Here is a 26,692-nt window from a genome sequence, read left to right as displayed (position 1 = left end):
CTCTTCGCGTCCTTATTGCTTTTCCCTGGCGGGCTTCTTTTCGTCCTTCTTCGCGCGCTTGGGCAGCAGGCCCTTGAAGTCGCCGATCTTGTCGAGCAGCGACCCGCCCTTCTTCGCGGCGCCTTCGTCGCTGCTGAGATCGAGTATCTGCCCCGGTATCGCGGCGAACGCCTGGCCGAGCTTGCCGTTGCGGGCGACCTCGGCCAGCGGCTTGCCCAGCTTCGCAGCCTGCGCGGCCATGCGCAGGTCGCAGGGCAGCACGATGTCGACGGCATGCTCGATCGACTGCTCGAAATCCTTGCGGGAAATTTCCAGCATGTTCGCCTGCACCTTGTTGCCGACGACCAGTATCTTCACGTGCGGCGCGTTGGACCGCAGCCAGGACAGGGTACGGATGGTGTCGCGCGCGCCCGCCAGCGTCAGCTCGGTGACGACCGTCGCCACCTGTATGTCCGCCATCAGCTGTGGGAACTGGATCAGCATGTGGCGCGGCATGTCGACCACGCAGCATTCGAACGCGGTACGGAATTCCTCCAGCAGATGGTGGAACGCGCCGCCGTCGGTCAGCATCGGCTGGCTGATCGGCGCCTCGGCCGACAGGATGGCGAGCTTGTCCGACGCGCGCACCATCGCGCGCTCGATGAACAGGCCGTCGATGCGGCTGGGGTTCTCGATCGCGTCGATCAGGCCCCGGCCCGGCTCCAGGTCGAGCGTCAGCGCGTTGGTGCCGAAATGCAGGTCGAGGTCGAGCAGCGCGGTGGAGCGCTGCGCCTTTTCGCTCATCAGCCAGGCGAGCGAGGTCGCGAAGGTCGAGGCGCCCACGCCGCCGCGCGTGCCGATGACGGCGGTGGCGATGTGCGGGCGCGCCTCATGCCCGTCCGCGCGCGGGGCCATGAAGGCGGCCTGCGCGGTGATGAGCGCATCGCGCACATGGTCGATGTTGAGGGGCTTGAGCAGATAATCCTGTATGCCGCTGGCCACGAGGTCGCGATAGAGGCGCACGTCGTTGATCTGGCCCGCCGCGATCACGATCGTGCCCGGCTCGCACACTTCGGCGAGGCTGTTGATGTCGCCCAGCGGATCGATCGATTCGGCCATGTCCACGAACAGGATCTGCGGGCTGGCGCTGACGGAAAGCGACTGGATCGCGTTGCGCAGCCCGCCCTTGTAGACGCGCTCCGGCGCCCATCCCAGTTCGGTCGCGACCGACTGGAGGATGCTGACGCTCGCATCTTCGCAGGCATAGGCCTGGAACATGTCACGTCCGCCGCCCATGCCGGGTTTCCAGGGAACATTCATGCTCAATTGCCTCCTGCGCTCAGGGTTTTCAGGCCGCCCGCACCGGTCGGGGTCTGCTTGCGATAGGTTTCGATCGCGCGGTTCGAGGTGTCGGTGCGCAGCGCGCTGTTGCTGCTTTCGCCGCGCACGAGATCGTCGGGATTGGCGACCATCGCGGCGAGGTTGCCGTTGACCCCGCAGCCATAGTTGGACGAGGTGCCGCCCACCATGTCGCTTTCCTGCCGGGTGCTCCAGTCCGGGCAGCCGGGGACGGAGGCGATGGCGCGGCGCAGGATCAGGCGGACCGCGCCCGCCGGCGGGACGCCCGCGGCGGCGGAGCCGTCCGTGCCGATCATCAGGCCGCGATGGCCCAGCAGGTCTGCGATGTCCTTCTGCATGGCGAGGGGGACGAGGGCCCCGTCGGACGCGATCGCCACCTTGTCGCCATAGCTGACGTCGAGCGAATCGAGCCAGCCGGACAGGCGCGCCGCCTCGGTGGGCGACAGGCCGTCCCCGCCATCGAACCGCACGTCATAGACATAGGTGGCATGGCTGACGACCGGCTGGTGCACCGATTCGACGCTGGTGTTGTAGCGGCTTTCCCCGCCGCACGCGGCCAGTGGCAGCACCGCCGCCAGCAGGCCGAGGCGCAGCGCGCGGCGCAAGGCCGGGAGAGGGGCGGGGCGGGACGCGCTGATGGAAAAATCGTGGATCATGGCTGCTGTCCTTCCCTTCAGAATGTGAAGCCGGGGCCGACGCTGCCCGCGTCGGCCGATTGGGACGCGCGTGCCTTGCCGTCGCCGCGCCGGTCGGGCGTGACGGCGCGCGGCTGGAGCGCGGCTTCGCCCCCGGCCGGGTTCTGCGCCGGCGCGGACGGCGCCACGGACGGCATATAGCCCTTCTGCCCGCTGACGCCGTTGGCGCCCTGTTGCAGCAGCAGGCCCTGAAGCGGGGTGGCGTTGCGATAGCCGTCGGTCGGCAGGCGCACGTCCCCGGCGTTCATCGGCTTCACCAGATAGGGGGTGACGACGATCACCAGTTCCGTCTCGTCCCGCTGATATTTGCGCGACTTGAACAGGCTGCCCAGGATCGGCAGGTCGCCGAGGCCGGGCACCTTGTCGATCACGTTCGACGTGCCGTTGTTGAGCAGCCCCGCGATCATGAACGCCTGGCCGGAGCCCAGCTCCACCGTGGTTTCGGCGCTGCGGCTCTTGAGCGCGGGCACTTCCGAGTTGATCGAGAAGTCGAGCGAGGACACGGTCGGCCGCACGCGCAGGGAAATGCGCCCGTCGGCCAGCACGATCGGAGTGAAGGCCAGCTGCACGCCATATTGCTTGAACTGGATGCTGTTGCCCTGCGTGCCGTTCGACACCGTATAGGGATATTCGCCGCCCGCGAGGAAGCTGGCGGTCTCGCCCGACAGAGAGGTCAGGTTCGGCTGGGCCAGCGTGCTGGCAAGGCCGCTGGTTTCGGCAAGGTCGAGCGCGCCCGCGACATCCATGCCGAACATCTTGGCGATGAAGCCCAGCGTCGTGCTGCCGTCGGCGGGCTGGTTGAATTCCCAGCTGCGGGTGATGTTGCCCGCAGCCCCGCCGACAAAGCCGTTGTCGGTGATCGCATTGCGCGTCGAGCGGCCGATATAGCCGGAAAAGCTGCCCGATCCGGTGCCGAGGCCCGTGATGTTGGTGCCGATCTGGTGAATGAGGTTGCGGCTGACCTCGGCGAACTTCACCTGAAGGTTTACCTGCAACGGCGTCGCCGTGCGCAGGCGGCTCACCACCGTGACCTCCTTGCCGGGGCCGTCGGCGAACGCCTTGACCAGCCGCTCGGCCTCGGCTGCGTCCTCCGGCGCCTTGACGGTGCCGGTCAGCAGGTAGAGGCCGTTCATCTTCGATATGGTGACATCGGCGTCGGGCATGGCGAGCTTGAGCATCTGGTCGATGCTGGTCAGGTTGTTGCCCACGCGCACGGTCGCGGAATAGAGCGCCTTGCCGCCCGCCGAGGTGACGGTGATCGCGGTTTCGCCCGGCCCCTTGCCCAATATGTAGAGCTGGTTCTGCGAACGGACATAGACGTCCGCCACGCTGGGATCGGCGATCACCACGTCGCTCATCTGGCCGGGCAGGTTGACGACCCGGCTGGCGCCGACCGACATCAGGATGACGTTGCCGTCCTGCGCGGGGGCGGCGACGGCCGCCTTTTCGGGCAGGAGCAGCGATCCGGCCGTGAGCGCGGTCGCGCCCAGGGCAAAGACCGCCTGACGAAGCAGGGACGAAGCATTCTTCATCTTATTTCCCTTTCAGCTCGACCGCTTCGACCGAGGTGCCGCGGGCGACCTTCACGATCGGTCCCTGGGGCACGCCTTCGGGCTGCTTGCGCTGGGGCATGGTGCGGCGTTCGAAACGCGATACGTCCGCGCCGGTGGAGTAGGTCATGCGGCCTTCTTCCGGGCGCTGCGAAATGCGGGCGAGCGCCAGCTTTTCCGCCGCCGGATCGTTGCCGTTGGGCAGGTTGACGTCGCCGCCCGCGATCGCGGCGTCCAGTTCCTGCGCGGTGTCGGCGAGCGACCGCAGCGCCAGCGACAGCGAGCCGACGGTCTGGGCGACGGCGATCTTCTCCGCGATCTTCGGCGTCACTTCCAGCGTGACGTTGGAATAGGTGCGCACTTCGGGCTTGCCCTCCGCGTCCATCGCGTTGGTGCGCTGGTCGGTGGCGAGCACGCGCAGGTTGCGCACGACCGTTTCGGCGACCTTCAGCGAATTGTCATCCTGCTCGCCGCTGATCGTCTGGGTGACCAGCACGTCGACGCGGTCGCCGGGGAAGATGAAGCCCGCGACCGAATTCTGCACCGACACCGGCACGGTGACCGCGCGCATGCCCGGCCCCAGCGCCGCCGCCAGGAAGCCGCGCTCGCCCGGCTGGATCAGCGCGCCGAGCGTGATCGGCTGGCCGGCGGTGATCGCGGCGCGCACGACGGCGCCCTGCAATGTCCGGGGATCGGCCTTGTCCTTCAGATAATAGGCTTCCTCGACCAGCTCCCTGGGCCAGGGCTGGAAGCGGAAGGCATCCTCGGTGATGATAGTGCCGACCGGCAGCGCCTTGGTCGCCACCAGCACCTGCGGGCCGTCCTGCTGGGCGGGTACGGCCGAAGCCGTGGCCTGCGGTGCGCCGTTGTTGGCGCTGAACATCGATCGCGCCATCAGCGCAGTAGCGATCGCGATGACGAGAGCCCCCGCCAGCAATACTGCTTTTCTCACATCCATGACGAATCTCGTTCTCCAAAACGCGAAAACCGGGCTTTATGGGCCCGACTATTATCCAAATTGGTAAATAATCCGTTCACCTATCAACCACATCCCGGCGAGGGAGATGGCGACCCCGTAAGGAACCTCGGCTTGCCCCGTCCTTTTGCTGAGGCGATGGTGGACGACCGTCACCAGCGTGACGAGGCCCCCCAATATCGCCATCAGCACCAGCAGCAGGCTGAGCGCCTGCCAGGGAAACCACAGCGCCACCGCCGCCAGCAGCTTCACGTCGCCGCCGCCCATCATGCCGAGCGCGAAGAGCAGCGCGAAGACGCCGAACACCCCGATGCCCAGCGCCAGCTGCAACGCCATGTCGGGCCATGCGGGCAGGCCGCAGGCCAGCCAGTAGAGCGGCGCGGCAAGAGCGATGACGAGGTTCAGCCGGTTCGAGATGATCCGCGAGCGGATATCGGTGATGGCGGCCGCGGCCAGCAGCGCGGCCAGCAGGCACAGCAAGGCGATTCGGATAATTTCCCCACTCATGACCGGCGGGTCTAGACGGAAGGCTTTACCATTCCGTAAACCGGTCATTAATATGACGACGCCGCCTTTCCCCACAGTGCCGGACGATGCCGTGACCTTCTGGCGCGCGAAGGACGGCTGGCCGATCCGCGCCGCGCGCCTCTTTCCGCCGGAAAGCGCGCCCCGCCGGGGGTCGATCCTGTTCCTCAACGGGCGCGCCGACCATATCGAGAAATATGCCGAGGCGATACGGGGATGGGCGGACGAGGGCTGGGTCGTCGACGGCTTCGACTGGCGCGGGCAGGGCGGATCGGGCCGAGTCGCGCCCGCGCCGATGCTCGGTCATATCCCCGATTTCGAACTCTGGCTGGACGATCTGCGGGGCTATGCCGCCGACTGGAGGGCCGCCACACCGGGGCCGCATGTCGTCATCGGCCATTCCATGGGCGGGCACCTGCTGCTCCGCGCGTTGGCCGAGGGGCGGGTCGAATGCGACGCGGCGGTGTTGATCGCGCCGATGCTGGGCCTCGTCGCGGGCGGCGTGCCCCATGCGGTCGCGCGGCGGCTGTGCGAGGCGGTGTGCGCGCTGGGGCTGTCCGAGCGCCCGCTCTGGCCCGAACGCAGCCGCACGCCGGAGCGCGAGGCCGCGCTGCGCGAGCGGCTGACCCACAGCGTGGAACGCTTCGCGCAGGAACAGGCGATACGGCAGGCGCGGCCCGATCTGGCGATGGACGCGCCGAGCTGGGGCTGGCTGCGCGCGGCCTATCATTCGATCGAGCGGCTGGAGGCGCCCGGCCTGTTGGAGCGCGTGGCGACGCCGGTGCTGATCCTCGCCAGCCGGGCGGACCGGCTGGTGGCCGCCCCGGCGATCGAGCAGGTGGCGCGGCGCTTGCCCAGCGCGCAGGTTCATTTCTATGGGGCGGAGGCCGCGCATGAGATATTGCGCGAGGCCGACCCGGTGCGTGATGACGCGCTCGCGCGGATCGGCGCGTTTCTGGAGGATCATGCCCCGCCCGTCGCGGCGGCGGCGGAAGGGCGGTAATGGACGGATTGCGGGGCAGCTATGACGCGGTGATCGTCGGCGCGGGCATGGCGGGGGCCAGCCTGGGCGCGGAACTGGCAGGGCATATGTCGGTGCTGCTGGTGGAGATGGAGGACCAGCCCGGCTATCATGCGACGGGGCGCTCGGTCGCCTTCTGGTCGGAAAGCTATGGCGGCCCGGCTATCCGTCCGCTGACTCGCGCGTCCGGGCCCGTGCTGGCGGAGCGGGGCTTCCTCTCGCCGCGCGGCGGCCTTCATGTCGGCCGGGCGGAGGATGCGGCGCTGCGCCGGGCGATGGTGGCCGATTATGGCGACGACGGCCTGTTCGTCCCGCTGGAGGCGGCGCAGTTGCGCGCGCGCATCGCGGGCCTGCGCGGCGACTGGACCATCGGGCTGGAAGAGGCGGGCCTGCGCGATATCGACGTCGCCGGGCTGCACGGCGCCTGCCTCGCCCGGCTGCGCAGGCTCGGCGGCACGGTGGCGCAGGGCTGCCGGTTCGAGGGGGCCGCGCCGTTTGGCGCGGGGGAAGGGGCCGGATGGGAGGTGCGCCTTTCCACGGGTTCCGTCCGCGCGGGCCTGCTGGTCAATGCCGCCGGGGCCTGGGCCGATCCGGTGGCGCGGGCGGCGGGCGTAAGGCCGATCGGCATCACGCCGCTGCGGCGGACGGTGGTGCAGCTGCGCGTGGACCCCCCGGCGGCGGACGATCTGCCGCTGGTGATCGACCTCGCGCAGCGTTTCTATTTCAAGCCGGTCGGGGCCGGGCGCATCTGGCTGACCCCGCATGACGAGCATGTCTCGCCCCCGGTCGACGCCGCGCCGGAGGAACTGGACGTCGCCACCGCGATCGACCGGCTGCAACAGGTGGTGGACTGGCGCGTCGCGGCGGTGGAGCGGCGCTGGGCGGGCCTGCGCAGCTTCGCGCCCGACCGCAGGCCGGTCTATGGGCGCGACCCCGACCGGCCGGGCTTCTTCTGGTTCGCGGGACAGGGCGGCTTCGGCATCCAGACCGCGCCCGCCGCCGCGCGCCTCGCCCGTGGCCTGCTGATGGGCGAGCGCGACGATCCGATGCTGGCGGGGGTGGACGCGGCGCTCTATGCGCCCGGACGGCTGCGCTGATCGCTCTTCCCAATTCCGACGGTGCGGGATAGGCTGGCCTCCGGTTCAACTTTCCGTGGGGGAATGGCCATGGCCCATAAATTCGTGATCGAGCAGAACAAGGCGGGCGAATATGTCGCCAAGTTCAAGTATAATGCGGAGATTATCTTCTGGACCGAAGGCTATAAAAGCAGGGCTTCGGCGTTGAACGCCATCGAATCGATCAGGAAAAATGGACCGGACGCCCCTGTCGAGGAATAATTCCGCTTCCTTGCCCCATCGGGCGGGGAAGGCGTCATGACCCTGCTGGGGGCGATCATCGCCGGGGGCGCGGCGCGGCGTTTCGGCGCGGACAAGGGTGCGGCGCTGCTGGGCGGGGTCGCGCTGATCGATCATGTCGCGGCCGCCCTGCGCGGATCATGCGCGGAGCTGGTGATCGTCGGCCGGGAATGGCCCGGCCTGCCGACGCTGACGGATCGCCCGCACGCCGGGGAGGGGCCGCTGGGCGGGCTCAACGCGGCGCTCCATCATGCGCGGGCGCGCGGGCATGAGGCGGTGCTGTGCGCCGGATGCGACAGCCTGCCGCTGCCCGACGATCTGGCCGAGCGGCTCTCGCCCGGCCCGGCGGTGATCGACGGGCACTGGCTGATGGGCCTGTGGCCGACGGCGCTGGCCGGCGATCTCGACCGCTGGCTTACCGATCAGCCGGACCGCTCGATCCGCGCCTGGATGCGCCAGACCCACGCCCGCGCGGCGCCATTGGGTACGCCGATCTTCAACATCAACACGCCCGAGGCGCTGGTGGAGGCGGAAGCGGCGCTGGCCGGACGGTGAGGGGGCGACGCAGCCTCGACGGGCTCAGCCCGAACGGAGCGGCGAGGGTTTGTCGAGATTTCGTTCAGGTGAAGCCGGGAAGCGTGCTATTCGAGCACCGAACGCAGGATAGCGCGGTTCGCAGGCCCGCATGGGCGGAATGTCGATATACCCTAATCGTCATATCCCAGCTGCGCGCGCAGATCGATCGCGTCGATGATCTTCGCGCCGCCCATGAACACCGCGCCGGTGCAGCACAGCGCCAGCAGCTTGCCCGGCCAGCCCGGATAATGCTGGAGATAGACCATCGCCCGTTCGGTCGCGCCCAGCGCCAGCGCGTAGATGATCGCAAATGCCTCGAACTTCGTCTTGATGACGAACAGGCGGCCGATCTTGCGGGCAAATCTGGTTAGCATTTCCTTAACGTAGCAGCCGCTGCCGCCTCCCCGCAAACTGGTTAACCATCAATATTGTCCAGCTATTATAAAGCGGTATCGGGCATTCGGTTCCCGCTCAGATAGCGGCGGGCAGGCCCATGTGCTCGACCAGCAGCGCCCGCGCCCGCTCTATGTCGGCGATCAGCGCCGGGCTGGCGAGATCGGCCGGGGCGATGCTCTCCGGCCAGTGGCGCTCGACCAGTGCGGCCAGCCGGTCGAGCTTCGCCTCGTCGGCGAGGAAGCGCGGGTCGATGGCAGCCGGGTCGGCGACGACGCGCAGGCGCAGGCAGGCGGGGCCGCCGCCATTGGCCATCGATTCGCGCACATCGACCGGGATCACCCGGCGGATCGGGCCGTTGCCCGCCGCCAGCCGGTCGAGCCAGGCCGCCGTGCTGGCGACGGCGAGGCATTCGGTCGGCACGATCAGCGCCATGCCGTCAGCCGTATCGGGCCCGGAATACGGCTCCGCGCCGGACAGCGTGACGAGCTGGGCGTTGAACAAATAGCTGGCGATGGCATCGGCCAGGGGCACCTCGCTGTCGGGCACCTCGATCAGGATCGCCTCGGGCAGGCGCGCCAGCAGCGCGTCGTGGAAGGAGTCGCGGTCGGCGAAGGCCAGCTCATGCGCGAACAGCACCCGTTCATTGGCGACCGCGACCACGTCATTGTGGAACGCGCCCGCCGCGATCGCGGCTTCGGATTGCTCGACGAACATCACGCGTTCGGGCGAGAGGCGGTGAGCGCGGGCGATCGCCTTGCCCGCCTCGATATGCTGGCGCGCGGGAAAGCGACCGCCGGACCGGCCATGGACGAAAATCTCGACGCCCGGCTCGGCATGGGACGGGGCGAGGCGCATATGGTTGGCCGCGCCCTCGTCGCCGAACGGGGCGGGCACCGGCCCGTGCACGGCGAAGGCGCGGTCGTCGGCGAAGGCGAGCCGCAACTGGCGCAGCATATGCGGCCATTCATGGCTGCGATGCGGCATCGTCATCAGATTGGCGACGCTGAGGTGGCAGCGCCCGTCCGCCGTGTCGGGCGCGGGCGAGACGGTCGCCGCATTGGCCGCCCACATCGACGAGGCCGACATCGCCGCCGCGCGGATATGCGGCTCCGCGTCCGCCATGCTGGTGTAGAGGCTTTCCAGCCAGCCATGGTCCGGGCGCGGCTGGGGCAGGAACAGCCCCTGCGCAAGACCGAGCGCCAGATTGGCGCGCATCTTGGCGATGCCCTGAAGCGCCGCCGCGCGCGGGTGCGACACCGCGCCCGCATGGGCGGCGGAGGCGAGATTGCCGGGGCTGAGGCCCGCATAATTATGGCTGGGGCCGACCAGTCCGTCGAAATTGATTTCCCGCAGGGTCATGACCGTTCAGCGCTCCGCCACCAGCAGCCGGTCCTCGCTCAGCAGGCCGAGCAGATCCGCCGCCTCGCCGTCCAGCCGCACGCCGTCCTCGCCATCGGGCAGCGCCCGCGCATAGGCGCAGCGGAAATCGGCGAGCCGTCCCGCCGCGACGAGCATCTTCGCGCCGCCTTCGCCGTGCGTGCCGGCGAAGCGCAGCTCGCGCGCCTGCGCGACGGTCCGCAGATTGTCGATCTTGCCCAGCATCGTCGGGCCGCCGTCGAATATGTCGATATAGCCGTTATATTTGAACCCCTCGGTTTCCAGCATCCGCATCGCGGCGCGGCCATTGGGGTGGGGCATGCCGATCACCGCGCGGGCATGGTCGGACAGCATGTCGACATAGATCGGCGTCTTGGGCATCAGGTCGGCGATGAACTGGTTGCCGTGGATCGCGTTGAACGCGTCGGCCTCCTGAAAGCCCATGCCGAAGAAACGCCCGGCAAGCCCGTCCCAGAAAGGCGATCCGCCCGCCTCGTCGATCACCCCGCGCAGCTCGGCCAGGATGCGCTCGCCGAAGCGGGCGCGGTGCTGGCGGATGTAGAGATAGCGGCTGCGCGCGAGCAGCAGGCCCAGCCCCTCGGCGCGCTCGCGCGGGTGGAGGAACAGGCCGCCGACCTCGGCCGCGCCTTCGAGATCGGTGGTGAGCGAGAGCATCTGCGCGCGGAAGGTGCGATCGAGTTCGCGGCTGTGCTGGGTCAGCGTGCCGAGGCGGTAGGAATAGAAGGGCGCGGTCGCGCCGACCTGGCTGAAGATCTGGCAGGTGCCGCGTATCTGGCCGGTTGTGCGATTTTCCAGCACGAACAGGATCAGGTCGTCGGCGATTCCCTCCTCCGCGCGGGCCAGGGCGGCGGCGGTGCGCTCCAGCTTGGCGGCGAGGGCGGGCCGGTCGGCAGGCAGGTTGGTGAAGCCGCCGCCGGTCAGCTTCGCCATCTCGTACAGCGCCTGAAGATCGTCCGGCCGGGCCGGGCGGATGATGAAGCTCATGGCCGTGCCTCCCCTGCGTCGCCGCCCCGCGCCAGCCGGGCGAGCACCAGCGCGGAAAGGCGCGCCCGCTCGGCCAGGCTGTCGGTGAGCAGGAACTCGTCGCTGCTGTGGATCGCGCCGCCGCGCGCGCCCATCGTATCCACCACCGGCACGCCGCAGGCGGCGATGTTGTTGCCGTCGCACACCCCGCCGGTGTCGCGCCAGCCGATGCTGAGGCCAAGATCGGCGCCCGCCCGTTCGACCAGCGCGGAGAGGCGCCGCGCCCTGTCGTCCATCGGTTTGGGCGGGCGGTTGAAGCCGCCATGGATATGGACGCCGACTTCGCGCGCCGCCGACACCCCGGCGCTTACCTGTTCGACCAGCGCCTGCGCGGCGGCCTGCATCGCCGCGTCGCGCGGGCGGAAGTTGACACGCAATATCGCCTTGTCCGGCACCATATTGTTGGGGCCGCCGCCGTCGATCCGCGCCGGGTTGCACGGCAGGCCGAGCGCCTTCGCCCCGTCCGCGAGGCGCAGCGCGAGATCGGCGGCGGCGAGCAGCGCGTTGCGCCCGTCCTCCGGATTGCGCCCGGCATGGGCGGCGATGCCGGCGACGACCAGCGAGAAATTGCCGCTGCCCGCCCGCGCGCCGGCCATGGTGCCGTCGGCGAGCGCCGGTTCGTAGGTGAGCGCGGCGGCCTTGCCCCGCGTCGCCCGCGCGATGAGGGCGGCGGAGGAGAGGCTGCCCACCTCCTCGTCGCTGTTGATGAGCACGTCATAGCCGAGCAGCGGCGCGAACGGGCTGGCCTCGAACGCGCGCAGCGCGGCGAGCAGGATCGCGAGCCCGCCCTTCATGTCGGCGACGCCGGGGCCGTTCAGCCTGCCTTCCCCCAGCCATCGCAGCGTCTGGAACGGATGGTCGGCGGCGAACACCGTGTCCATATGGCCGGTCAGCAGCACCCGTCGGGGCGCGTCGGGCCGCACGGCGAGTAGCATATGCCGCCCCGTCGCGCGCGTCTCCACCCGGCCGGAGGCATCGATGCTCTCCACCGGTTCGCCATCGACGAGGCGGAGGTCGCCGGGCAGCGCGGCAAAGGCATCGGCCAGCGCCGCCGCCATCCGGGCCAGCCCGTCCAGATTATGGGATCCGCTGTTGATCGCCGCCCAGCGCTGCACCTGGTCGAGCATCGGTGCGGCGCCCGCGGCGTCGAGCAGCATGATTTCGTCCGGCGACAGGCGTTCGTTCAGGCGTTCGTTTGGCGCGGCCATGCCCCATCATGAACCAGCCCGGCGTCGCTGCCAAGCCCGCGTCGCGTCCCTTCAGAAATCGTAGATCAGCGTCATCTTGCTGGTGGTGTCGAACGCCCGGTCGGTCAGCTTCGACCCCGATTCATAGCGCATATTGTAGGAGAGGCGCGCCGACAATTTGGAGACGATCCGCGCGTCGAGCGCGGTCAGCGCGGTGACGCTGGCGGTGTCGCTTTCCGCATAGGCCGAGGCCGTCTGTTGCAGCGACAGCGTCGGCGCGAACGCCCAGCGGAAATTGAGCGAGGAGCGCGCGCCGAATTTCGCCTCCCGCCCATCGTCGGTATAGGCGGTTTCGCGCAGCGACGGCCCCAGCGTGGTGGACAGCTTCACCTTGTCGTTCGATATCAGCGTGTAGCCGATGCCGAGCGAGCCGGTGTAGCGGTAATCGAAGCCGACGATCGGGTCCCGCTCATACTGGATCAGCGCATAGGCGAAATTGCGCGGGTCGAAATTATAGGTCGGGCTGTAGGAGGCGAGGATGCGCTCCACCGAGGTTTCGCCGTTGGCCTCGCGATAATCGGCGTTGGCGGTCAGCGCATGCGTCCATTTCAGGCCCTTGCGGGTCGCCCCCATCGACGTGCTGATGCCGAATTCGCTGGTCGAGCCGGTGGAGCGGAAGCCGCCCAACTCGATCTTGCCGTCCCACAGGTCGAACATGCCCGCATGCTTTATCTCTTCGCGCCGCTCTTCCTCCGCATGCGCCTGATGGCGGTTGACCATCGCCTGGATTTCCTCGGCGGCGTCGGGATTGGCGCGGATCGCATAGCGGGCGATGGTGGCGATGTCGGCGCTGTTGCCGCTTTCCAGCGCCTCGATCACCATCCTGCGCACCGCTTCGGGCAGCGGCAGGGCTTTGTCCCGCTCCCGCTCCCGCTCCGGCTCGGCGGGCGGGATCGTCGGGACGATCGCGGGGGGCGTGCTGGCGGGGGGGTAGATCGGCTCTTGCAGGCTGGCGGCGGCGGGGAGCGCCGATGCGGCCATCGCGAGGCCGAGAGCAAGGCCAACGGGGGGCAGGAACCGTCCGGTCATGGGGCGCACGTCTAGCGACTCGACGGCGGCGGCGAAAGGGGCCGCCGCCCGAAAATCAGATGAGATGTTGGAATTCCTGCACCAGATCGCGGTACAGCTTCTTCTTGAAGGGGACGATCAGCTCCGGCAATTCCTCCGGCACGACCCAGCGCCAGTCGCGGAATTCCTGATGGGCGGTGCGGATGTTCACGTCGGCGTCGGTGCCGAGGAAGCGCATCAGGAACCAGGTTTGCCGCTGGCCGCGATATTTGCCGCCCCAGATCTTGCCGACCAGTTCGTCGGGCAGGTCGTAGAACAGCTCCTCGCGCGCGCGGGCGATGATGTTGACGAGATCGGGCGCGATGCCGGTTTCCTCGCCCAGTTCCCGCAACGCCGTGTCGCGCGGCTCCTCGCCCGGATCGATGCCGCCCTGCGGCATCTGCCAGGCCTCGACCTCGCTGTCGAGCCGCTGGCCGACGAAAACCTTCCCGTCCATATTGACCAGCATCATGCCGACACAGGGGCGATAGGGGAGGGTGGAACTCATTGTCTCGCGATCCGGTTTCTGTCTCACTGAAAGGAAGGCATGGGCGGAATCGCCCGCCTGCCGGCCAGCCCCTTAGCCCACAGACTATCCATAGGCCATAGGGCGCGTCCATGATTCTTCGCGCGGCATCATGACAGTATCGCGTCGTCCGCCGCACCGCCGGACCGTCTCGCCGGGCGCCCCGGCCCACCTGCCGCTTGACGGGGCGGCATCGGCGTGGAAAGCGACGAGGCATGACCCAAAGCTGGAAACTCACCCTGCCTTGCACCCGCGCCGAAGCCGAGGCCCTGGGCGAGGACATGGGTTTGCTTGCCGATCTCGATCCGCCGCCCGCGCTGATGACAAGCGAGATGGAGGAGGACAATCCCGACAAATGGCAGGTCGACGCCTATTTCGAGGGCAGGCCGACGGTGCAGGCGATCGCGCTGTTGCAGGCGATGATCCCCAGCAGCGCCGGGACGGAGCCGGTGCTGGAGCGCCTGCCCGACGAGGATTGGGTGACGCTGAGCCAGCAGGGACTGGAGCCGATCGTCGCCGGGCGCTTCCATGTGCGCAACCATGCCGACGATCCGGTGCCCGCAGGTCTGGTGCCGCTGCTGATCCCCGCCGGGCGCGCGTTCGGCACCGGGCAGCATGAGACCACGGCGGGCTGCCTGATGATGCTCGACCGCTGCCGCAGGCTGGGCGAGCGGTTCGGCAATATCGCCGATATCGGCACCGGCACCGGGCTGCTCGCTTTCGCCGCGCTGCACCTGTGGCCCCGCGCCTATGCCACCGCGTCGGATATCGACCCGGCGGCGGTGGAGGTATCGGCGCAGAACGCCGCGCTCAACGGCGTGGCGCCGGGCGGCGGGCGGGGCGAAGTGTCGCTCTATGTCGCGGCCGGGGTGGACCATCCCGCGCTGCATGTCCGCGCGCCCTATGACCTGCTGGTCGCCAATATCCTCGCCGGGCCGCTGATCGAGCTGGCGCCCTCGCTGACCGCCGTCATCGACGAGGGCGGCACGCTGATCCTCGCCGGGCTGCTCGCCGATCAGGCCGACCGGGTGGTCGCCGCCTATCGCGCGCAGGGGATGCGGCTGGTCGACCGGATCGACAACGGCCACTGGCCGACGCTGCGCCTGCGCAAGCGGCCGGTGATCGGCTGGCGCAGGCCCCGCCGCTGGACGCCGGGCGCCAATGGCGAGGCGCCGGGCTATGGCAGCTGGTGAGGGGCGCGGGCGTCCTTCCGGCCTGACCGATGCTCAGCCGCCTGACCTTGAGCGATTTTCGCAATCATGAAGACGCGCTGATCGTGCCGCGTCATCCCTTCGTCGTGCTGACGGGGGAGAATGGCGCGGGCAAGACCAACATCCTGGAGGCGGTGTCGCTGCTGACGCCGGGGCGGGGGCTGCGCGGCGCGGCGCTGTCGCAGATGGCGCGGCAGGGCGGGCGCGGCGGCTTCGGCGTGGCGGCGCAGGTGGACGGGGTGACGATCGGCACCGGCACCGGCGCGGACGCGCCCGACCGGCGGCAGGTGCGCATCGGCGGCGTCGCCCATGCAGCGAGCGCGCTGGCGGACTATCTCTCGATCCTGTGGCTGACCCCGGCGATGGACCGGCTGTTCACCGAAAGCGCGGGCGGGCGGCGGCGCTTCCTCGACCGGCTGACGCTGGCGCTGCACCCGGCCCATGCGACGCACAGCACCCGTTATGAGGCGGCGATGCGGGCGCGCAACAAGCTGTTGTCCGATCCTGCGCGCGGCTGGGACGCGCATTGGCTCGCGGCGCTGGAAGCCCAGCTGGCCGAGCATGGCGCGGAAATCGCGCAGGCGCGGGCCGATATGGTGGCGCGGCTCAATGCAGTGCTGGAACGGGCGCCTGAGGGGCCGTTCGCGCGGCCGCTGCTGGCGCTCGGCCAGCCGGAGGGCGAGGCGGACGGACTGGATGCCGACGCGCTGATCGGCGCGCTGCGCGAGGGACGGCGGCGCGATGCGGCGGCGGGGCGCACGCTGTCGGGGCCGCACCGGGCCGATCTGGTGGTGCGCCATGCGGCGAAGGATCAGGCGGCGGCGCTCTGTTCGACCGGCGAGCAGAAGGCGCTGCTGCTCTCGATCATCCTCGGCCATGCGGCGCTGGTCGGACAGGCGCGGGGGGGTGCGCCGGTGCTGCTGCTGGACGAGGTCGCCGCGCATCTCGACCCCGCCCGCCGCCTCGCGCTGTTCGAGCGGCTGGCCGCGACCGGCAGTCAGATCTGGATGACCGGCACCGAGGCGGCGCTGTTCGACGGCATCGGGGAGGCGATCCGGCTGCATGTCGCGGATGGGCAGGTGCTGCCGGGATAGGGGATTTTTTGGTTCACGCGGAGGCGCGGAGAGGACCATCGGGCCGAAGGCCCTTTTCCTCTCCCACCTCTTGTCCAGACGAGAAGGTTCGGGGCGCTGGACGGCTTCGCCATCGGCACCCTCTCTCCGCGCCTCCGCGTGCTGATAACAGAGCGGGCGCTCCCGGCCCGCCCCGCGTCAGTCCTTCGGCTGATCCTCGAACCAGGCCTCGACCGGGCCGGAAAGCTTGATCGTCAGCGGCTGGCCGTGGCGGTCGCGGGTCTTGCCCGCCGCGACGCGGATCCAGCCTTCGGAAATGCAATATTCCTCGACATCGGTGCGCACCCGGTCCTTGAACCGGATGCCGACGCCGCGCTGCAATATGTCCACGTCGAAATGCGGGCTGCGCGGGTTGGTCGAAAGGCGGTCGGGCGGGGTGGCGCCGCCGGCCGGGGCGGTGGTCTGTTCGGGCGTTTCGCTATCGGTCATGGCGCATCCGCCTAGAGCATTTTCGCGCCGGAGGGAAGCCCGCCGCAACAGCGTCAGGCGTCGGCGGTCGCGAGGAAGCGGGCGGGGCATTCGGCCCATTCCAGCCGCAATGGGCCGTCGGCCTCCTTCCGCTCGCCGTCGACCAGCAGGCCGATGCGCCGGCGCGCGCTTTCCAGCGTCAGCACCCGGTCCTGCGTCAGCTTTTCGGTCGGTCCGCCCAGGAAATCGCGGTTGAGCCAGGCCCAGCCGTGGGCGGCGAGATCGCCCAGCCCCTCGGTCTGCACCGACCAGGCGTGAAGCTGCCCGTCCGCCTGCGGCTCTATGAAGATCGCGCTATGGTCGCCCGCCATGCCCGCGATCCGAATCGGCGCGCCCTCGAAGGTCTCGCTGATCGCGTCGCGCATCTTTTCGAGCACGGCGCCGATGCCGCCCTCGCGCATATTCTCCCGCACATCGCCCCATGCGGTGGCGGGACCGGCGATCACCCCGACCAGCGAGGCGAAGCCCGGCCCGGTGAGCAGCGGCATCCGCCGCTCCACGGGCGCGCCGCGCAGCAGCCTTTCGAGCACCGCGTCGACATCGGCATCCCTGCCGTGCAGCTTGCCGGACAGCAGGTTCATCGTCCCGCCCGGCAGGATCATCAGCGGCAGGCGAGCGTCCGGACCATAGCGGGCGATCACCGCATGGGCGGTGCCGTCGCCGCCCAGCGAGGCGATCGCGTCGGGCGGCGTATCGCCGGGGTCGGGCAAATCCTCTTCGGCCAGGTCGATGAAGCGCGTGACCGATGCGCCCAGCCCCTCCATCTTCTCCCGCGCGGCGCGGATGGCGTCCTCGCCGGTGGAGCCGCTTCTGCCGTTCGCGATCAGCCAGATGCTCGTCATGCCGGATGCTCCATCATCAGGCCCAACCCGCAGCGGCGAAAAAAGTGCCGTGCGCCCCGGCTTTTTCCCGGTTATGGAGCGCCATGCCCAAGGATAATCGCGCCCCCGCCGCCTGCCAGCCCCTCCTGCCCGCGATCGTCCTTGCGGGCAGCCGTCCGGGCGTCGATCCGCTGGCGCAGGCGGCGGGGGTCGCGACCAAGGCGCTGGTTCCCGTCGCCGGGCGGCCGATGATCGACCATGTCGCCCGCGCCCTGCTCGCCCATCCGGCGATCGGCGAAGTCGTCGTCATGGCGCAGCGGGCGGAGAGCCTCGCCGACCATCCGCAGACCGCCTGGCTGCGCGCGGAGCCGCGCATCCGCTTCGTCGACAGCGGCAGCGGAATCAGCCAGTCGCTGCTCGACTGGATGGCGGGCGAGGACGCGCGCCTGCCCGCGCTCGTCACCACGGCGGACAATGTGCTGCTCGACGGCGCGATCCTCGATGCGTTCCTCGCGGGCGCGCAGGGCGCAGATGTCGCCGCCGCGATGGTCGAGCGGGCGGTGCTGGTGCGGGCGTATCCGCAATCGCGGCGGACCTGGCTCAAATTCCGGGGCGGCGCGTGGTCGGGCGCGAACCTCTTCTGGCTGGGCAGCGAACGGGCGGCCAATGCGCTGCGCAAATGGCGGGAGATAGAGCAGGACCGCAAGAAGGGGTGGAAGATCGTCTCCGCCTTCGGTCCGCTGCTGCTGCTGGGCGCGGGGCTGCGGCTGCTGAGCGTGCATCGGGCGATCGCGGCGGCGGGGCGCAGGCTGGGCGCGGGCGAGGCGCGGATCGTGCCGCTGCCCGTCGCGGAAGCCTGCATCGACGCCGACAAGCCCGACGATATCGCACTGATCGAACGCATCATCGCCGCGCGCGGGACGGCATGACGGACCGTCCCTCGCTGCTCCCGCCGCTGGTCTGCCTGATCGGCGTGGGCACTTTCTCGATCATGGACGCGGCGATGAAGGAACTGGCGCTGGGCATCGGCGCCTATAGCGCGCTGCTGTTCCGCAGCCTGATCGGCGCGCTGCTGGGCGGCGGCGCGATGGCCGCGACGCGCTCGCGCCTGCCCGCCCGCCCCGTGCTGCTGCTGCATGTCCGGCGCGGGGCGGTCATCACCGCGATGAGCTGGACCTTCTTCTGGTCGCTGACGAAATTGCCGCTGGCCGAGGCGATCGCGCTGTCCTTCGTCGCGCCGATCATCGCGCTCTACCTCGCCGCGCTGCTGCTCAAGGAGCCGGTCGGACGCGCCGCCATCGTCTCGGCGCTGCTGGGGCTGGCGGGCGTGGGCCTCGTGCTTTCCGACCGGCTGGCCGGGCAGTATGAGGCCGGTGCGCTGCAGGGCGCGGCCGGCATCCTGATATCGGCGGTGCTCTTCGCCTATAATCTGGTGCTGCAACGGCAATTGGCGCAGCGGGCGGGCGCGGTGGAGATGAGCTTCTGCCAGAACGGGGTGATGCTGGTGCTGTTCGCCCCGCTCGCGCCGTTTCTGGCGGTGTGGCCCTCGGCGGAGGAATGGCTGCTGGTGCTGCTGGCGACCGCGCTGGTGGTCGCCTCGCAGCTCAGCCTCGCCTGGGCCTATGCCCGCGCGCCCGCCGCCCGGCTGATCCCGCTGGAATATAGCGCCTTCCTGTGGGCGGCCGGGCTGGGCTGGCTGGTGTTCGGCGAAAGGCTCTCGCCCATGGTGGTGGCCGGCGCGGCGGTGATCGTCCTCGCCTGCCTCATCGCGACGCGGCGAAGGCCGGATCTGGGCGCGCATGTGGAAGGCGATACCGCCTGAAAAGGCGACCGGCCCTTGACGGCGAGTCCCCCCGCGGGGCATTGTCGCGCCGCGGAACAAATCAGGAAATATCGGGAAAGACACTCATGGCCAGCCGGGCATCGGCCAAGCGCAATTCGGACTGGCGCATCACGCTGAAACGCAGCCTCATGCGCGCGGGCAAGCTGTTGGGCGGGATCGCGCTCGGCATCCTCGTCGTGTTTCTGGCGCTCGCGCTGCTCAGCTATCATGCCAGCGATCCGTCGATGAACACCGTCGCGGGCGGGCCGCCGCGCAACATGATGGGCGTTGCGGGCAGCTACGCCGCCGATTTCCTGCTCTGGCTGCTGGGGCTGGGCGTGGTGATGCTGTTGCCGCTGATCGCCACCTTCGCGCGGCGGCTGTGGATCGACGACCGCATGCACGGCTGGCCCGGCCAGATCATGCTGGCGGTGGTCGGCATCATATTGATCGGCCTCGGTCTCGCGCTGCTGGCGCCGGGCGCGCCTGTGGGCCTGCCCGCCGGGCGCGGCGGCATCGTCGCGCTGCTGCTGTCCTCGCCGGTGCTGGCGCTGACCGAGCTGGCCGGGGTGGGCTGGCACCGCTGGGTCGAATGGGCGCTGGTCGCGCTGTTCATCTTCGTCGGCGCGACGACCTGCTATCGCAGCTGGCAGCTGGAGCGGCCGCTGCTCTCGCTCAAGCGCCCCGGCTTCCGCCTGCCGCGCTTCTCCGTCTCCTCGCTGTTCGTTCGGCGCGAGCGGGGGCGGGACAGGGACGACGACCGGGGCGCGGGGCCGCACTTCGACCTCGACGACGACGAGCCGGGCGAGAGCCGCCGTTCGCCCACCCGCCGCCCGCAGGTGTCGGCCGATCCCAAGCCGCCGATCCGCATCCAGTCGCCCGAACAGGCCGCCGCCCCGCAAAGGACGGCGGGCGCCCCCGCGCCCAGGCAGGAGGATCTGTTCGCCCATGGCGCCAGGGCCGCGCTGCTGCCCTCGCCCGAGCTGCTGGGCGAGGCGCCGCCCAGCTCGGTGCAGAAGATCGACAAGGCCGCGCTGGAGCGCAATGCCCGGCTGCTCGAAAGCGTGCTCGACGATTTCCATGTGAAGGGCAATGTGACCGAGGTGCGCCCCGGCCCGGTCGTCACCATGTACGAGCTGGAACCCGCCCCCGGCATCAAGGCGAGCCGCGTCATTCAGCTGGCGGACGACATCGCCCGCAACATGTCGGCCCTGTCCGCGCGCGTGGCGACCATTCCCGGCCGCACGGTGATGGGCATCGAACTGCCCAACGCCAAGCGGGAATCGGTGGTGCTGCGCGAGCTGATCGCCAGCGAGGCGTTCGCCGACCAGACCGCGCAGCTGCCGATCATCCTCGGCAAGAACATCAGCGGCGAGCCGATCGTCGCCGACCTCGCGCCGATGCCGCATCTGCTGATCGCGGGCACCACCGGGTCGGGCAAGTCGGTCGGCCTCAACTGCATGATATTGTCGCTGCTCTACCGGATGACGCCGGATGATCTGCGCCTCATCATGATCGACCCGAAGATGCTGGAACTCAGCATCTATGACGACATCCCGCATCTGCTCTCGCCGGTGGTGACGGAGCCGGCCAAGGCGATCCGCGCGCTCAAGTGGGCGGTGGAGCAGATGGAGGACCGCTATCGCATGATGGCGTCGATCTCGGTGCGCAACCTAGCGAATTTCAATGAGAAGGTGCGCGCGGCCAAGGCCAAGGGCAAGCCGCTGGGGCGCAAGGTGCAGACCGGCTACGACCCCGACACGCATCAGCCCATCTATGAGGAGGAACAGCTCGATTTCCAGCCGCTGCCGCAGATTGTGGTGGTGGTGGACGAGCTGGCCGACCTGATGATGACGGCGGGCAAGGAGGTCGAGTTCCTGATCCAGCGGCTCGCGCAGAAGGCGCGCGCGGCGGGCATCCACCTGATCCTCGCGACGCAGCGCCCCTCGGTCGACGTCATCACCGGCGTCATCAAGGCCAACCTGCCGACCCGCATCAGCTTCTTCGTGACGAGCAAGATCGACAGCCGCACCATTCTCGGCGAGCAGGGCGCGGAGCAGCTGCTGGGCAAGGGCGATATGCTCTATATGGCGGGCGGCAAGGGTCTGATGCGCGTGCACGGCCCGTTCGTGTCCGACGACGAGGTGCGCGCGGTCGCCGACCACTGGCGCGCGCAGGGCTCGCCCGACTATATCTCCGCCGTCACCGAGGAGCCGGAGGATGGCGGCTTCGCGCTCGAAGGCGCGGAGCTGGGCGACGACAGCCCGGACGCCCGCCTCTATCGCAAGGCGTGCCAGCTGGTGTTCGAGAACCAGAAGGCCTCGACCAGCTGGCTCCAGCGGCAATTGCGCATCGGCTACAACAGCGCCGCCCGCCTGATCGAGCGGATGGAGGAGGAAGGGCTGGTCGGCGCGCCCAACCATGTCGGCCGCCGCGAGGTGCTGCGCGACGAGACGGGGAATCCGGTCTAGGAGCGCTGCACCGGCCACCGCCCCGGACTAGGCTCCCGCATGGGACGCCCGATTGAGATGGGCCTGCAACTTGCATGCCCGCTTGCGGGACGCCCGGTTCCGAGTGGCCGGCGAACCTCCACCTTAATCGTCACCCCAGCGCAGGCTGGGGTCGTAGGCCATGATGCGCGCCGCCCACGGCATAAGCACCTTTGATATTGCCTCCTCCTCCAACTCATGCGACCAGCGGCGCATGACCGGGTTGGATTGGAAGGCGCTGCGATCGCGGATCGGCAAGGAACTGGCGCTGCTGGTCACGTTGCAGCGGAGCGACCGGTCGTGGCAGCTGCCCTTCGCCGCCGCGCTGGCGAGCGGCGGGCCGATGCTGTTCGGCGCGGCGACCGGGCAGGCCGCGCTGGGGGCGCTGGGCGCGATCGCCGGGCTGGCCTTCCTCTACCTGCCCCCGGTGGGGCTGTTCCAGCGGATTCCGGTGATGATGGCCTGCGCCTTCGCGATGCTGTCGGGCTATGCGGTGGGGCTGATGGCGGCGATGGTGCCGGGCGCGGCGATCCCGCTGATCTGGATCGTCGCGGTGCTCGCCATGCTGTTCTGCAAGGCCTATTCGCTCGCGCCGCCCGGCCCGCTGTTCATCGTGCTGTCGGCGGCCGTCGCGGCCTTCACCCCGCTGGATATGGCGCATGCGTTCCGCAATATCGGCTATTTCGCGTTCGGCGCGCTATGGGCGTGCGGCGTCGCCATCGTCTACAGCGCGCTGACGGTCCGGCGGCAGGATGTGCGGCCGGTGCTGCGCCCGGCGGCGGACCGGGACGATGGGGTGACGGATGCGCTGATAGCCGGGTTCTTCGTCGCCCTGTCGCTGCTGATCGCGCTGCTGCTCGACCTGCCGAGGCCCTATTGGGTGCCGGTCAGCTGCCTTGCGATCATGCAGGGCGTGACGCTGCGCGCGTCGTGGACCCGTAACGTCCACCGCATTGTCGGCACCTTCATAGGACTGGGCGTCACCTGGCTGCTGCTGCCGTTCATCCATGATCTCTGGACCATCGCGGCGGCGATCATATTGCTGACCTTCATCATCGAGACCGTGGTGGTGCGCCATTATGCCTTTGCCGCCATCTTCTTCACGCCGCTGACGCTGATCCTCGCCGAGACCAGCCATCCGGCGACGGACGGAGCAGGCGCGCTGATGGCGGCGCGGCTGATCGACACCATCGTCGGCGCGATGATCGGCCTGTCGGGCGCGCTGTGCCTGCACACGCCCGGCTGGCGGCTCATGATACGGCGCGGGCTGTTCCGCCTCGGCCTGCTGCACGACCGGCCGGGCGGGGATTAGCCGCCTCTTTCTATTTCTCCCACAGCAGCCAGGCCTTTGGCCTGCCGCTGGGGCGCGGCGTTCCGTCCAGCCGTTTGGCGCGGATCAGCGTGACCGGCTTCAGGATCATCTGCCCCTTCATCTGTCCTTCGCCGCCGCCGCTCGGCAGGGCGAGGATGCGCTTCACCACGTCCATGCCCGCGACCACCCGCCCGAACGCGGCATAGCCCCGATAATCGCCGGAGGCATCCATATAGGGCGTCGGCCCCACGGTCAGGATGAAGTTGCCGGTCGCCGAATCGGGTCGGTCCTGCCGCGCCATCGATATGGTGGCGTCGAGATGGCGGATGCCGGTCGCGTCGGTCGGCTCCAGCGGGATGGGCGGCAGCGCGCGGCGCAGATTGGTGCGGATGCCGCCCTGGATATAGCCCAGCTTCGGATCGGCCTTGCGCCGCGCCGCGCGATAGAAGCTGGTGCCGTCGAGCCGCCCGTCATCGACATAGGCGAGGAAATTGGCGCTGGTCCGGGGCGCGCGCCGCGTGTCGAGCGCGACGGTGATGCTGCCCATCGACGTCACCAGTTCCACGCGGACATGACCCGGCACTGGCCTGTTCGCGGGCTGCGCCGGGGCGGAAAGGGGGCGGAACAGCAGCAGGGCGAGCAGCAGGAAAGCAGGGAAACGGGCGGCCATGCGGCCTCCCTTAGAGCATTCTGGAGCCGGCTGGAACAGCTGGCGGCTCGCGGAATGCGGGCGCAAGGACATTTGGAAGGGGCGGGTTCACTCCAGTCTGCCGCTGCTCTGGAGCAACGCGGGGAAGGGGGTGCTATTCGCCCGATGGAGCCGCGATGGCGCTCTGCGCCGCCATTACCGCTGATCCGGCAAGGGGCGTTTACCATTTATTGACCCTGTTGCGGCAGAATCGGCCCCTGTCGTCAGCACGGAGCGCGCTATGTTCTGGAAACCCATTTCTTTTGAAGAAACCGCCCGGCTGAAGCGTCGTTACGAAGAGCTGGGCTCGCTGGAGGCGGTGGCCGACGAAATGCATATGTCGACCGGCAAGCTCGGCCGTCTGCTGGTGCGGCACGATCGCCGGGTCGCCGGATCGGACGCCAACTACACCGGCCCGGAACGCCGCCGCAAGCGGTCCTGAGGGGCGGCCGGCGCTGTTTCGGGCCATTTCCCCGATCTAGGTAAAAGCCGTTCGGGCTGAGCCTGTCGAAGCCTTGCCTTATCTTTTCCATTCGAAAAATGGCGATGCGGCCGATGGTGGACGCAGGAGACCCGTCCGGGCCGCGCGCACTGGATTTCGCGCGGAGACGCGGAGGTTCTGGCGCGAAGCTGTTGCGCTGCTTTCCTCTTTCACTCAGGTCCATGCGACGCGCGAGCAAGCCGGCGGCTCAGCCTTTCCGCTCCGCGCCTCCGCGTGAATTTCAATCATCGACAGGGGCAAGTCATGCGAGCGCCCGCTCGCCGCCGCCAGCAGAGTGCAAGCTGCATGCTGGCCAATAGAGTACAGACCTTCGACAGGCTCAGCCCGAACGGGGATGGGGCACTTTCAACTTTCCCTTCCCCGTCATGCCAGCGCAGGCTGGCATCTCAGGAGGCGGCGGCCATGGCCTGCGACCCAACGCCGGAGTGACGGTAGACACCCCAAATCCAACTTTGCCGCATCCCCCTGCCGCGCATATGAGAGGGGCCGCCGGTGCATGGACATGCTCCGACGGCCCATCATGACATGGTCAGCGGCCGGAAAGGCTGCCCCATATTCGATGGAATGTGGTTCGCGCTGGCTTGCCGGCGGGCGCGGCGGCCGGGCTATGTCATGACCCGGCGGCCGGGGCCGCTGTCCTGCAAGGCGACGCTGCTCCGTCGCTCAGCCGCGCATTCCCCGAATGGACCTGTCCGACCCTCTTGCTGAACCATGAGACATCGGATCACCTCCTTTCGCGCTGTTGAAGCCGTTCGTCGCCGGAAGCCCCGGATAGGTGTCCTTTTTCGACCAGACGCCCGAAAAACCACCGGCCACGACTCATATGTGAGTCAAAGAGGCGGCGCGATCAAGGCTTGTAATTTTCTTTTTTGGAATCATACTTGTTCGTCCGCGCCGCAGCCCGCCCCGGTGCGTTTCGTCCCATTGCCGTGGCGCAACAAGGGCTTAATCCCATCCCTCTTCTTAAAGACGCGCTCGCGGCGATGCGCCGCGTCGTCCGGACTGCCGGGATTGCGGCGAACCGGGCGGAATTTCCGGCGTTCGGGCGCTCAGCGCTTCAGCCCCGGCAATCCTCGATCACGCGGGACACTTCGGCCCAGGCGGGCACGGAAAGCGGCGTGGCGCCCGGCGCCTCGATCGCGAACCGTCCCCGGCTGAAGGCGATCCGGTCCAGCGCGGCGTCGTTGCCCGCGCGTATGGCGATGGCGAAGGGCGCGGTCGAGCCTTTCTCCGGGCTGGATAGGGTGGGAATGTCCGACACCGGCCATTGATAATCGCCGAAGCTGGTGCGCACGGTCATCTGGTCGCCGGGGCGCGTGGCGGAGGCGGTGGCGCGTGCGACATGAAGGCGGCGCGTCGCCAGCTCGCAGCGGATCGCCAGCAGCGCCGTCCGGCCCGGCTCGCCGAAGCTGGCGAGCGTGCCGCCGTCGATCGCGCGATAGCTCCAGTCGCCGCGCGCGACCGGCCAGTCGCGCCAGTCCTTCGCGACCGGGGCGGGCGCGGGCGTCGCAGGCGGCGGCGGGGCCGGGCGCTGTTCCGGGGCGGGCGACGGCGCGCCGACGCAATTGGCGAGGAACAGAAGCCCGCCCAATGCGGCGGCGGCGCGAACCATGGTCGATGCGGTGGTCGATGCGGTCATCCCGCGCTTATGACCCGGACCATGGCCGCGCTCAACCCCCTTATCGGTGGACCGGCCCGGCAGGGGCATAAAGGCCCTTATTGCGGCTTGCGGAATTTCAGCAGGAAGCGGTCCGTCTTGCCGCGTATCGCCGGATCGAACACCATCTTGCTGTGGTCGTCCTCCGCATTGCGCAGCACTTCGCTCTCGCCTTCGGTGACGAAGCCCGCCCGCTCGAAATCGGCCCGCACCACGGCGGGGTCGATGCGGTGGAGGCTTTCGGCGATGGCGCGGGTGTCGCCGGGGCTGGCGACATGGTCGATCACGCCGACGACCCCGCCCGGCTTCATCGCCGCATAGAGGGTGCGGACGAAATCATCCGGGTTCATGCGCGGGATCTTCATCTTTTCCGACTGGGTGTAGAGGTCGTGATAGGTGGTGTTCATGATCGCGAAGTCGAAGCTTTCCGGGCTGGCGGTGAAGGCTTCCAGCGGATGGGTTTGCAGCGTGATGCCCTTCTGCCGCGCGAGCAGGGCCTGCCATTCGGCCTTGGTCTTGTCGCTGTAGAATTGCAGCGGCTCGAACGCGGTGACATGGCCCTGCGGGCCGACCACGCGGGCCATCAGTTCCGCCCAATAGCCGCCCCCGGTCATCAAATCCGCCGCCTTCATCCCGCTGGACAGGCCGAGGAAACCGAGCACCTCGGCGGGCTTGCGGCTGGCGTCGAGCGCGGTCGCGCTTTCCGGGCGGCCGGGCGCGGCGACCGCGTCGGAAAGGTCCGCCGCCATCACGATCATCGCCTTTTCCAGCGGGCTCAGGTCCGCCACGGCGGGCGCGGGAGCCGCGAGCGCGGCGATCAATATGGTTGGCAGCAAGGCCGGCAGGGCGGCGGGCAATGACAGGGGACGCATGGCCATTCTCTCCTCAATCTTATGTCGATTGGGGGGAGCATGCC

General features: G+C 69.1%; 27 protein-coding genes. 11 read left to right on the top strand and 16 right to left on the bottom strand.

Annotation, left to right across the window (positions count from 1 at the left end; translation table 11 throughout):
* Window positions 1-12: 12 nt before the first annotated feature.
* The 5 genes from GGR43_RS01720 to GGR43_RS01700 are packed head-to-tail and all read right to left on the bottom strand — an operon-like array spanning window position 13 to window position 5,066.
* The gene (locus tag GGR43_RS01720) at window positions 13-1,299 is read right to left on the bottom strand and encodes a CpaE/TadZ family protein (protein ID WP_188070203.1); all 1,287 of its coding nucleotides are present in this window, start codon (window positions 1,297-1,299) and stop codon (window positions 13-15) included.
* 2 nt (window positions 1,300-1,301) lie between these two features.
* Window positions 1,302-1,994, bottom strand: coding sequence for a CpaD family pilus assembly lipoprotein (locus tag GGR43_RS01715; RefSeq protein WP_188070202.1), 693 nt, complete (start codon window positions 1,992-1,994; stop codon window positions 1,302-1,304).
* A 17-nt stretch (window positions 1,995-2,011) separates the two neighbouring features.
* Window positions 2,012-3,565, bottom strand: a complete 1,554-nt coding sequence (locus GGR43_RS01710; protein ID WP_188070201.1) for a type II and III secretion system protein family protein — start codon at window positions 3,563-3,565, stop codon at window positions 2,012-2,014.
* A gap of 1 nt (window position 3,566) precedes the next feature.
* Complete coding sequence (gene cpaB, locus GGR43_RS01705) at window positions 3,567-4,541, bottom strand: Flp pilus assembly protein CpaB (protein ID WP_188070200.1); 975 nt, start codon at window positions 4,539-4,541, stop codon at window positions 3,567-3,569.
* A 51-nt stretch (window positions 4,542-4,592) separates the two neighbouring features.
* Window positions 4,593-5,066, bottom strand: coding sequence for an A24 family peptidase (locus tag GGR43_RS01700; protein WP_188070199.1), 474 nt, complete (start codon window positions 5,064-5,066; stop codon window positions 4,593-4,595).
* A 52-nt stretch (window positions 5,067-5,118) separates the two neighbouring features.
* On the opposite strand from GGR43_RS01700, the gene GGR43_RS01695 reads away from it, so the two are divergent.
* The 4 genes from GGR43_RS01695 to mobA all read left to right on the top strand — a co-directional run bounded on the left by GGR43_RS01695 (window position 5,119) and on the right by mobA (window position 8,015).
* Window positions 5,119-6,087 carry an alpha/beta fold hydrolase gene (locus GGR43_RS01695; protein ID WP_188070198.1) on the top strand — a complete coding sequence of 323 codons (969 nt, stop codon included), beginning with the start codon at window positions 5,119-5,121 and terminating at the stop codon, window positions 6,085-6,087.
* A complete protein-coding gene (locus GGR43_RS01690; protein WP_188070197.1) occupies window positions 6,087-7,202 on the top strand; it encodes an NAD(P)/FAD-dependent oxidoreductase in 1,116 nt (371 codons plus the stop codon). Before GGR43_RS01695 ends, GGR43_RS01690 begins: the two co-directional genes overlap by 1 nt.
* A 69-nt stretch (window positions 7,203-7,271) precedes the next feature.
* Window positions 7,272-7,442: a YegP family protein gene (locus GGR43_RS01685; RefSeq protein WP_188070196.1), complete on the top strand. Its 171-nt coding sequence runs from the start codon at window positions 7,272-7,274 to the stop codon at window positions 7,440-7,442.
* A gap of 36 nt (window positions 7,443-7,478) precedes the next feature.
* Entirely contained in the window at window positions 7,479-8,015 is a 537-nt protein-coding gene (gene mobA, locus GGR43_RS01680; RefSeq protein ID WP_188070195.1) for a molybdenum cofactor guanylyltransferase, read from the top strand.
* Window positions 8,016-8,167: 152 nt separating this feature from the next.
* Here mobA and GGR43_RS01675 read toward each other — a convergent pair whose 3' ends face one another.
* The 6 genes from GGR43_RS01675 to GGR43_RS01650 all read right to left on the bottom strand — a co-directional run bounded on the left by GGR43_RS01675 (window position 8,168) and on the right by GGR43_RS01650 (window position 13,655).
* Entirely contained in the window at window positions 8,168-8,410 is a 243-nt protein-coding gene (locus tag GGR43_RS01675; RefSeq protein ID WP_188070194.1) for a hypothetical protein, read from the bottom strand.
* A 97-nt stretch (window positions 8,411-8,507) separates the two neighbouring features.
* The gene (locus GGR43_RS01670) at window positions 8,508-9,791 is read right to left on the bottom strand and encodes an N-succinylarginine dihydrolase (protein ID WP_188070193.1); all 1,284 of its coding nucleotides are present in this window, start codon (window positions 9,789-9,791) and stop codon (window positions 8,508-8,510) included.
* Window positions 9,792-9,797: 6 nt separating this feature from the next.
* Window positions 9,798-10,814 carry an arginine N-succinyltransferase gene (locus GGR43_RS01665; protein WP_188070192.1) on the bottom strand — a complete coding sequence of 339 codons (1,017 nt, stop codon included), beginning with the start codon at window positions 10,812-10,814 and terminating at the stop codon, window positions 9,798-9,800.
* Window positions 10,811-12,061: a hydrolase gene (locus GGR43_RS01660; protein WP_246343264.1), complete on the bottom strand. Its 1,251-nt coding sequence runs from the start codon at window positions 12,059-12,061 to the stop codon at window positions 10,811-10,813. Before GGR43_RS01660 ends, GGR43_RS01665 begins: the two co-directional genes overlap by 4 nt.
* A gap of 51 nt (window positions 12,062-12,112) precedes the next feature.
* Window positions 12,113-13,129: a DUF481 domain-containing protein gene (locus GGR43_RS01655; RefSeq protein WP_188070191.1), complete on the bottom strand. Its 1,017-nt coding sequence runs from the start codon at window positions 13,127-13,129 to the stop codon at window positions 12,113-12,115.
* A gap of 55 nt (window positions 13,130-13,184) precedes the next feature.
* On the bottom strand, window positions 13,185-13,655 hold the full coding sequence (locus GGR43_RS01650; RefSeq protein WP_188070190.1) for an RNA pyrophosphohydrolase: 471 nt from the start codon (window positions 13,653-13,655) through the stop codon (window positions 13,185-13,187).
* A 233-nt stretch (window positions 13,656-13,888) separates the two neighbouring features.
* Between GGR43_RS01650 and GGR43_RS01645 the strand changes: the two genes are divergently transcribed.
* Both GGR43_RS01645 and recF read left to right on the top strand, forming a co-directional pair.
* Entirely contained in the window at window positions 13,889-14,866 is a 978-nt protein-coding gene (locus tag GGR43_RS01645; protein WP_188070189.1) for a 50S ribosomal protein L11 methyltransferase, read from the top strand.
* A gap of 29 nt (window positions 14,867-14,895) precedes the next feature.
* Window positions 14,896-15,978 (top strand): DNA replication/repair protein RecF, encoded by a 1,083-nt coding sequence (gene recF / locus GGR43_RS01640; protein WP_188070188.1) that lies wholly within the window; start codon window positions 14,896-14,898, stop codon window positions 15,976-15,978.
* Between the two features lie 177 nt (window positions 15,979-16,155).
* On the opposite strand, the gene GGR43_RS01635 is transcribed toward recF, so the two are convergent.
* Together GGR43_RS01635 and GGR43_RS01630 are read right to left on the bottom strand one after the other, a co-directional pair.
* A complete protein-coding gene (locus GGR43_RS01635) occupies window positions 16,156-16,446 on the bottom strand; it encodes a DUF3297 family protein (RefSeq protein WP_188070187.1) in 291 nt (96 codons plus the stop codon).
* 53 nt (window positions 16,447-16,499) lie between these two features.
* Window positions 16,500-17,327: a diacylglycerol kinase family protein gene (locus GGR43_RS01630; RefSeq protein WP_188070186.1), complete on the bottom strand. Its 828-nt coding sequence runs from the start codon at window positions 17,325-17,327 to the stop codon at window positions 16,500-16,502.
* An 83-nt stretch (window positions 17,328-17,410) separates the two neighbouring features.
* Here GGR43_RS01630 and GGR43_RS01625 point away from each other — a divergent pair, with 83 nt between their 5' ends.
* From GGR43_RS01625 to GGR43_RS01610, 4 genes are all read left to right on the top strand, one after another.
* Window positions 17,411-18,235, top strand: coding sequence for a nucleotidyltransferase family protein (locus GGR43_RS01625; protein ID WP_188070185.1), 825 nt, complete (start codon window positions 17,411-17,413; stop codon window positions 18,233-18,235).
* Window positions 18,232-19,128: a DMT family transporter gene (locus tag GGR43_RS01620; RefSeq protein WP_188070184.1), complete on the top strand. Its 897-nt coding sequence runs from the start codon at window positions 18,232-18,234 to the stop codon at window positions 19,126-19,128. The genes GGR43_RS01625 and GGR43_RS01620 overlap by 4 nt, the downstream gene beginning before the upstream one ends.
* Window positions 19,129-19,214: 86 nt before the next feature.
* Window positions 19,215-21,599 (top strand): FtsK/SpoIIIE family DNA translocase, encoded by a 2,385-nt coding sequence (locus tag GGR43_RS01615; protein ID WP_188070183.1) that lies wholly within the window; start codon window positions 19,215-19,217, stop codon window positions 21,597-21,599.
* A gap of 232 nt (window positions 21,600-21,831) precedes the next feature.
* Window positions 21,832-22,929: an FUSC family protein gene (locus GGR43_RS01610; RefSeq protein WP_188070182.1), complete on the top strand. Its 1,098-nt coding sequence runs from the start codon at window positions 21,832-21,834 to the stop codon at window positions 22,927-22,929.
* Between the two features lie 10 nt (window positions 22,930-22,939).
* On the opposite strand, the gene GGR43_RS01605 is transcribed toward GGR43_RS01610, so the two are convergent.
* The gene (locus GGR43_RS01605) at window positions 22,940-23,599 is read right to left on the bottom strand and encodes a peptidylprolyl isomerase (RefSeq protein WP_188070181.1); all 660 of its coding nucleotides are present in this window, start codon (window positions 23,597-23,599) and stop codon (window positions 22,940-22,942) included.
* A 259-nt stretch (window positions 23,600-23,858) separates the two neighbouring features.
* On the opposite strand from GGR43_RS01605, the gene GGR43_RS01600 reads away from it, so the two are divergent.
* A complete protein-coding gene (locus GGR43_RS01600; protein WP_188070180.1) occupies window positions 23,859-24,059 on the top strand; it encodes a hypothetical protein in 201 nt (66 codons plus the stop codon).
* A 1,117-nt stretch (window positions 24,060-25,176) separates the two neighbouring features.
* Here GGR43_RS01600 and GGR43_RS01595 read toward each other — a convergent pair.
* Window positions 25,177-25,758 (bottom strand): hypothetical protein, encoded by a 582-nt coding sequence (locus GGR43_RS01595; protein ID WP_246343263.1) that lies wholly within the window; start codon window positions 25,756-25,758, stop codon window positions 25,177-25,179.
* A 77-nt stretch (window positions 25,759-25,835) separates the two neighbouring features.
* Window positions 25,836-26,654, bottom strand: coding sequence for a class I SAM-dependent methyltransferase (locus GGR43_RS01590; protein ID WP_246343262.1), 819 nt, complete (start codon window positions 26,652-26,654; stop codon window positions 25,836-25,838).
* Between the last annotated feature and the right edge of the window lie 38 nt (window positions 26,655-26,692).

Source organism: Sphingobium jiangsuense (assembly GCF_014196495.1).
GTDB classification, from domain to species: domain Bacteria; phylum Pseudomonadota; class Alphaproteobacteria; order Sphingomonadales; family Sphingomonadaceae; genus Sphingobium; species Sphingobium jiangsuense.
The sequence above is the reverse complement of the archived record's forward strand: the minus strand, read 5'-3'. Positions and strand labels throughout refer to the sequence as shown.

Excerpts from the sequence above, each read along its gene's own strand:
- GGR43_RS01635 (WP_188070187.1), bottom strand. The coding sequence starts at position 16,446 with ATGACCGATAGCGAAACGCCCGAACAGACCACCGCCCCGGCCGGCGGC.
- GGR43_RS01600 (WP_188070180.1), top strand. The coding sequence starts at position 23,859 with ATGTTCTGGAAACCCATTTCTTTTGAAGAAACCGCCCGGCTGAAGCGT.
- GGR43_RS01685 (WP_188070196.1), top strand. The coding sequence starts at position 7,272 with ATGGCCCATAAATTCGTGATCGAGCAGAACAAGGCGGGCGAATATGTC.
- GGR43_RS01645 (WP_188070189.1), top strand. The coding sequence starts at position 13,889 with ATGACCCAAAGCTGGAAACTCACCCTGCCTTGCACCCGCGCCGAAGCC.
- GGR43_RS01675 (WP_188070194.1), bottom strand. The coding sequence starts at position 8,410 with ATGCTAACCAGATTTGCCCGCAAGATCGGCCGCCTGTTCGTCATCAAG.
- GGR43_RS01690 (WP_188070197.1), top strand. The coding sequence starts at position 6,087 with ATGGACGGATTGCGGGGCAGCTATGACGCGGTGATCGTCGGCGCGGGC.
- GGR43_RS01650 (WP_188070190.1), bottom strand. The coding sequence starts at position 13,655 with ATGAGTTCCACCCTCCCCTATCGCCCCTGTGTCGGCATGATGCTGGTC.
- mobA (WP_188070195.1), top strand. The coding sequence starts at position 7,479 with ATGACCCTGCTGGGGGCGATCATCGCCGGGGGCGCGGCGCGGCGTTTC.
- GGR43_RS01615 (WP_188070183.1), top strand. The coding sequence starts at position 19,215 with ATGGCCAGCCGGGCATCGGCCAAGCGCAATTCGGACTGGCGCATCACG.
- GGR43_RS01660 (WP_246343264.1), bottom strand. The coding sequence starts at position 12,061 with ATGGCCGCGCCAAACGAACGCCTGAACGAACGCCTGTCGCCGGACGAA.
- GGR43_RS01665 (WP_188070192.1), bottom strand. The coding sequence starts at position 10,814 with ATGAGCTTCATCATCCGCCCGGCCCGGCCGGACGATCTTCAGGCGCTG.
- GGR43_RS01595 (WP_246343263.1), bottom strand. The coding sequence starts at position 25,758 with ATGACCGCATCGACCACCGCATCGACCATGGTTCGCGCCGCCGCCGCA.
- cpaB (WP_188070200.1), bottom strand. The coding sequence starts at position 4,541 with ATGGATGTGAGAAAAGCAGTATTGCTGGCGGGGGCTCTCGTCATCGCG.
- GGR43_RS01670 (WP_188070193.1), bottom strand. The coding sequence starts at position 9,791 with ATGACCCTGCGGGAAATCAATTTCGACGGACTGGTCGGCCCCAGCCAT.
- GGR43_RS01590 (WP_246343262.1), bottom strand. The coding sequence starts at position 26,654 with ATGGCCATGCGTCCCCTGTCATTGCCCGCCGCCCTGCCGGCCTTGCTG.
- GGR43_RS01720 (WP_188070203.1), bottom strand. The coding sequence starts at position 1,299 with ATGAATGTTCCCTGGAAACCCGGCATGGGCGGCGGACGTGACATGTTC.
- recF (WP_188070188.1), top strand. The coding sequence starts at position 14,896 with ATGCTCAGCCGCCTGACCTTGAGCGATTTTCGCAATCATGAAGACGCG.
- GGR43_RS01625 (WP_188070185.1), top strand. The coding sequence starts at position 17,411 with ATGCCCAAGGATAATCGCGCCCCCGCCGCCTGCCAGCCCCTCCTGCCC.
- GGR43_RS01700 (WP_188070199.1), bottom strand. The coding sequence starts at position 5,066 with ATGAGTGGGGAAATTATCCGAATCGCCTTGCTGTGCCTGCTGGCCGCG.
- GGR43_RS01605 (WP_188070181.1), bottom strand. The coding sequence starts at position 23,599 with ATGGCCGCCCGTTTCCCTGCTTTCCTGCTGCTCGCCCTGCTGCTGTTC.
- GGR43_RS01655 (WP_188070191.1), bottom strand. The coding sequence starts at position 13,129 with ATGACCGGACGGTTCCTGCCCCCCGTTGGCCTTGCTCTCGGCCTCGCG.
- GGR43_RS01715 (WP_188070202.1), bottom strand. The coding sequence starts at position 1,994 with ATGATCCACGATTTTTCCATCAGCGCGTCCCGCCCCGCCCCTCTCCCG.
- GGR43_RS01610 (WP_188070182.1), top strand. The coding sequence starts at position 21,832 with ATGACCGGGTTGGATTGGAAGGCGCTGCGATCGCGGATCGGCAAGGAA.
- GGR43_RS01630 (WP_188070186.1), bottom strand. The coding sequence starts at position 17,327 with ATGACGAGCATCTGGCTGATCGCGAACGGCAGAAGCGGCTCCACCGGC.
- GGR43_RS01620 (WP_188070184.1), top strand. The coding sequence starts at position 18,232 with ATGACGGACCGTCCCTCGCTGCTCCCGCCGCTGGTCTGCCTGATCGGC.
- GGR43_RS01695 (WP_188070198.1), top strand. The coding sequence starts at position 5,119 with ATGACGACGCCGCCTTTCCCCACAGTGCCGGACGATGCCGTGACCTTC.
- GGR43_RS01710 (WP_188070201.1), bottom strand. The coding sequence starts at position 3,565 with ATGAAGAATGCTTCGTCCCTGCTTCGTCAGGCGGTCTTTGCCCTGGGC.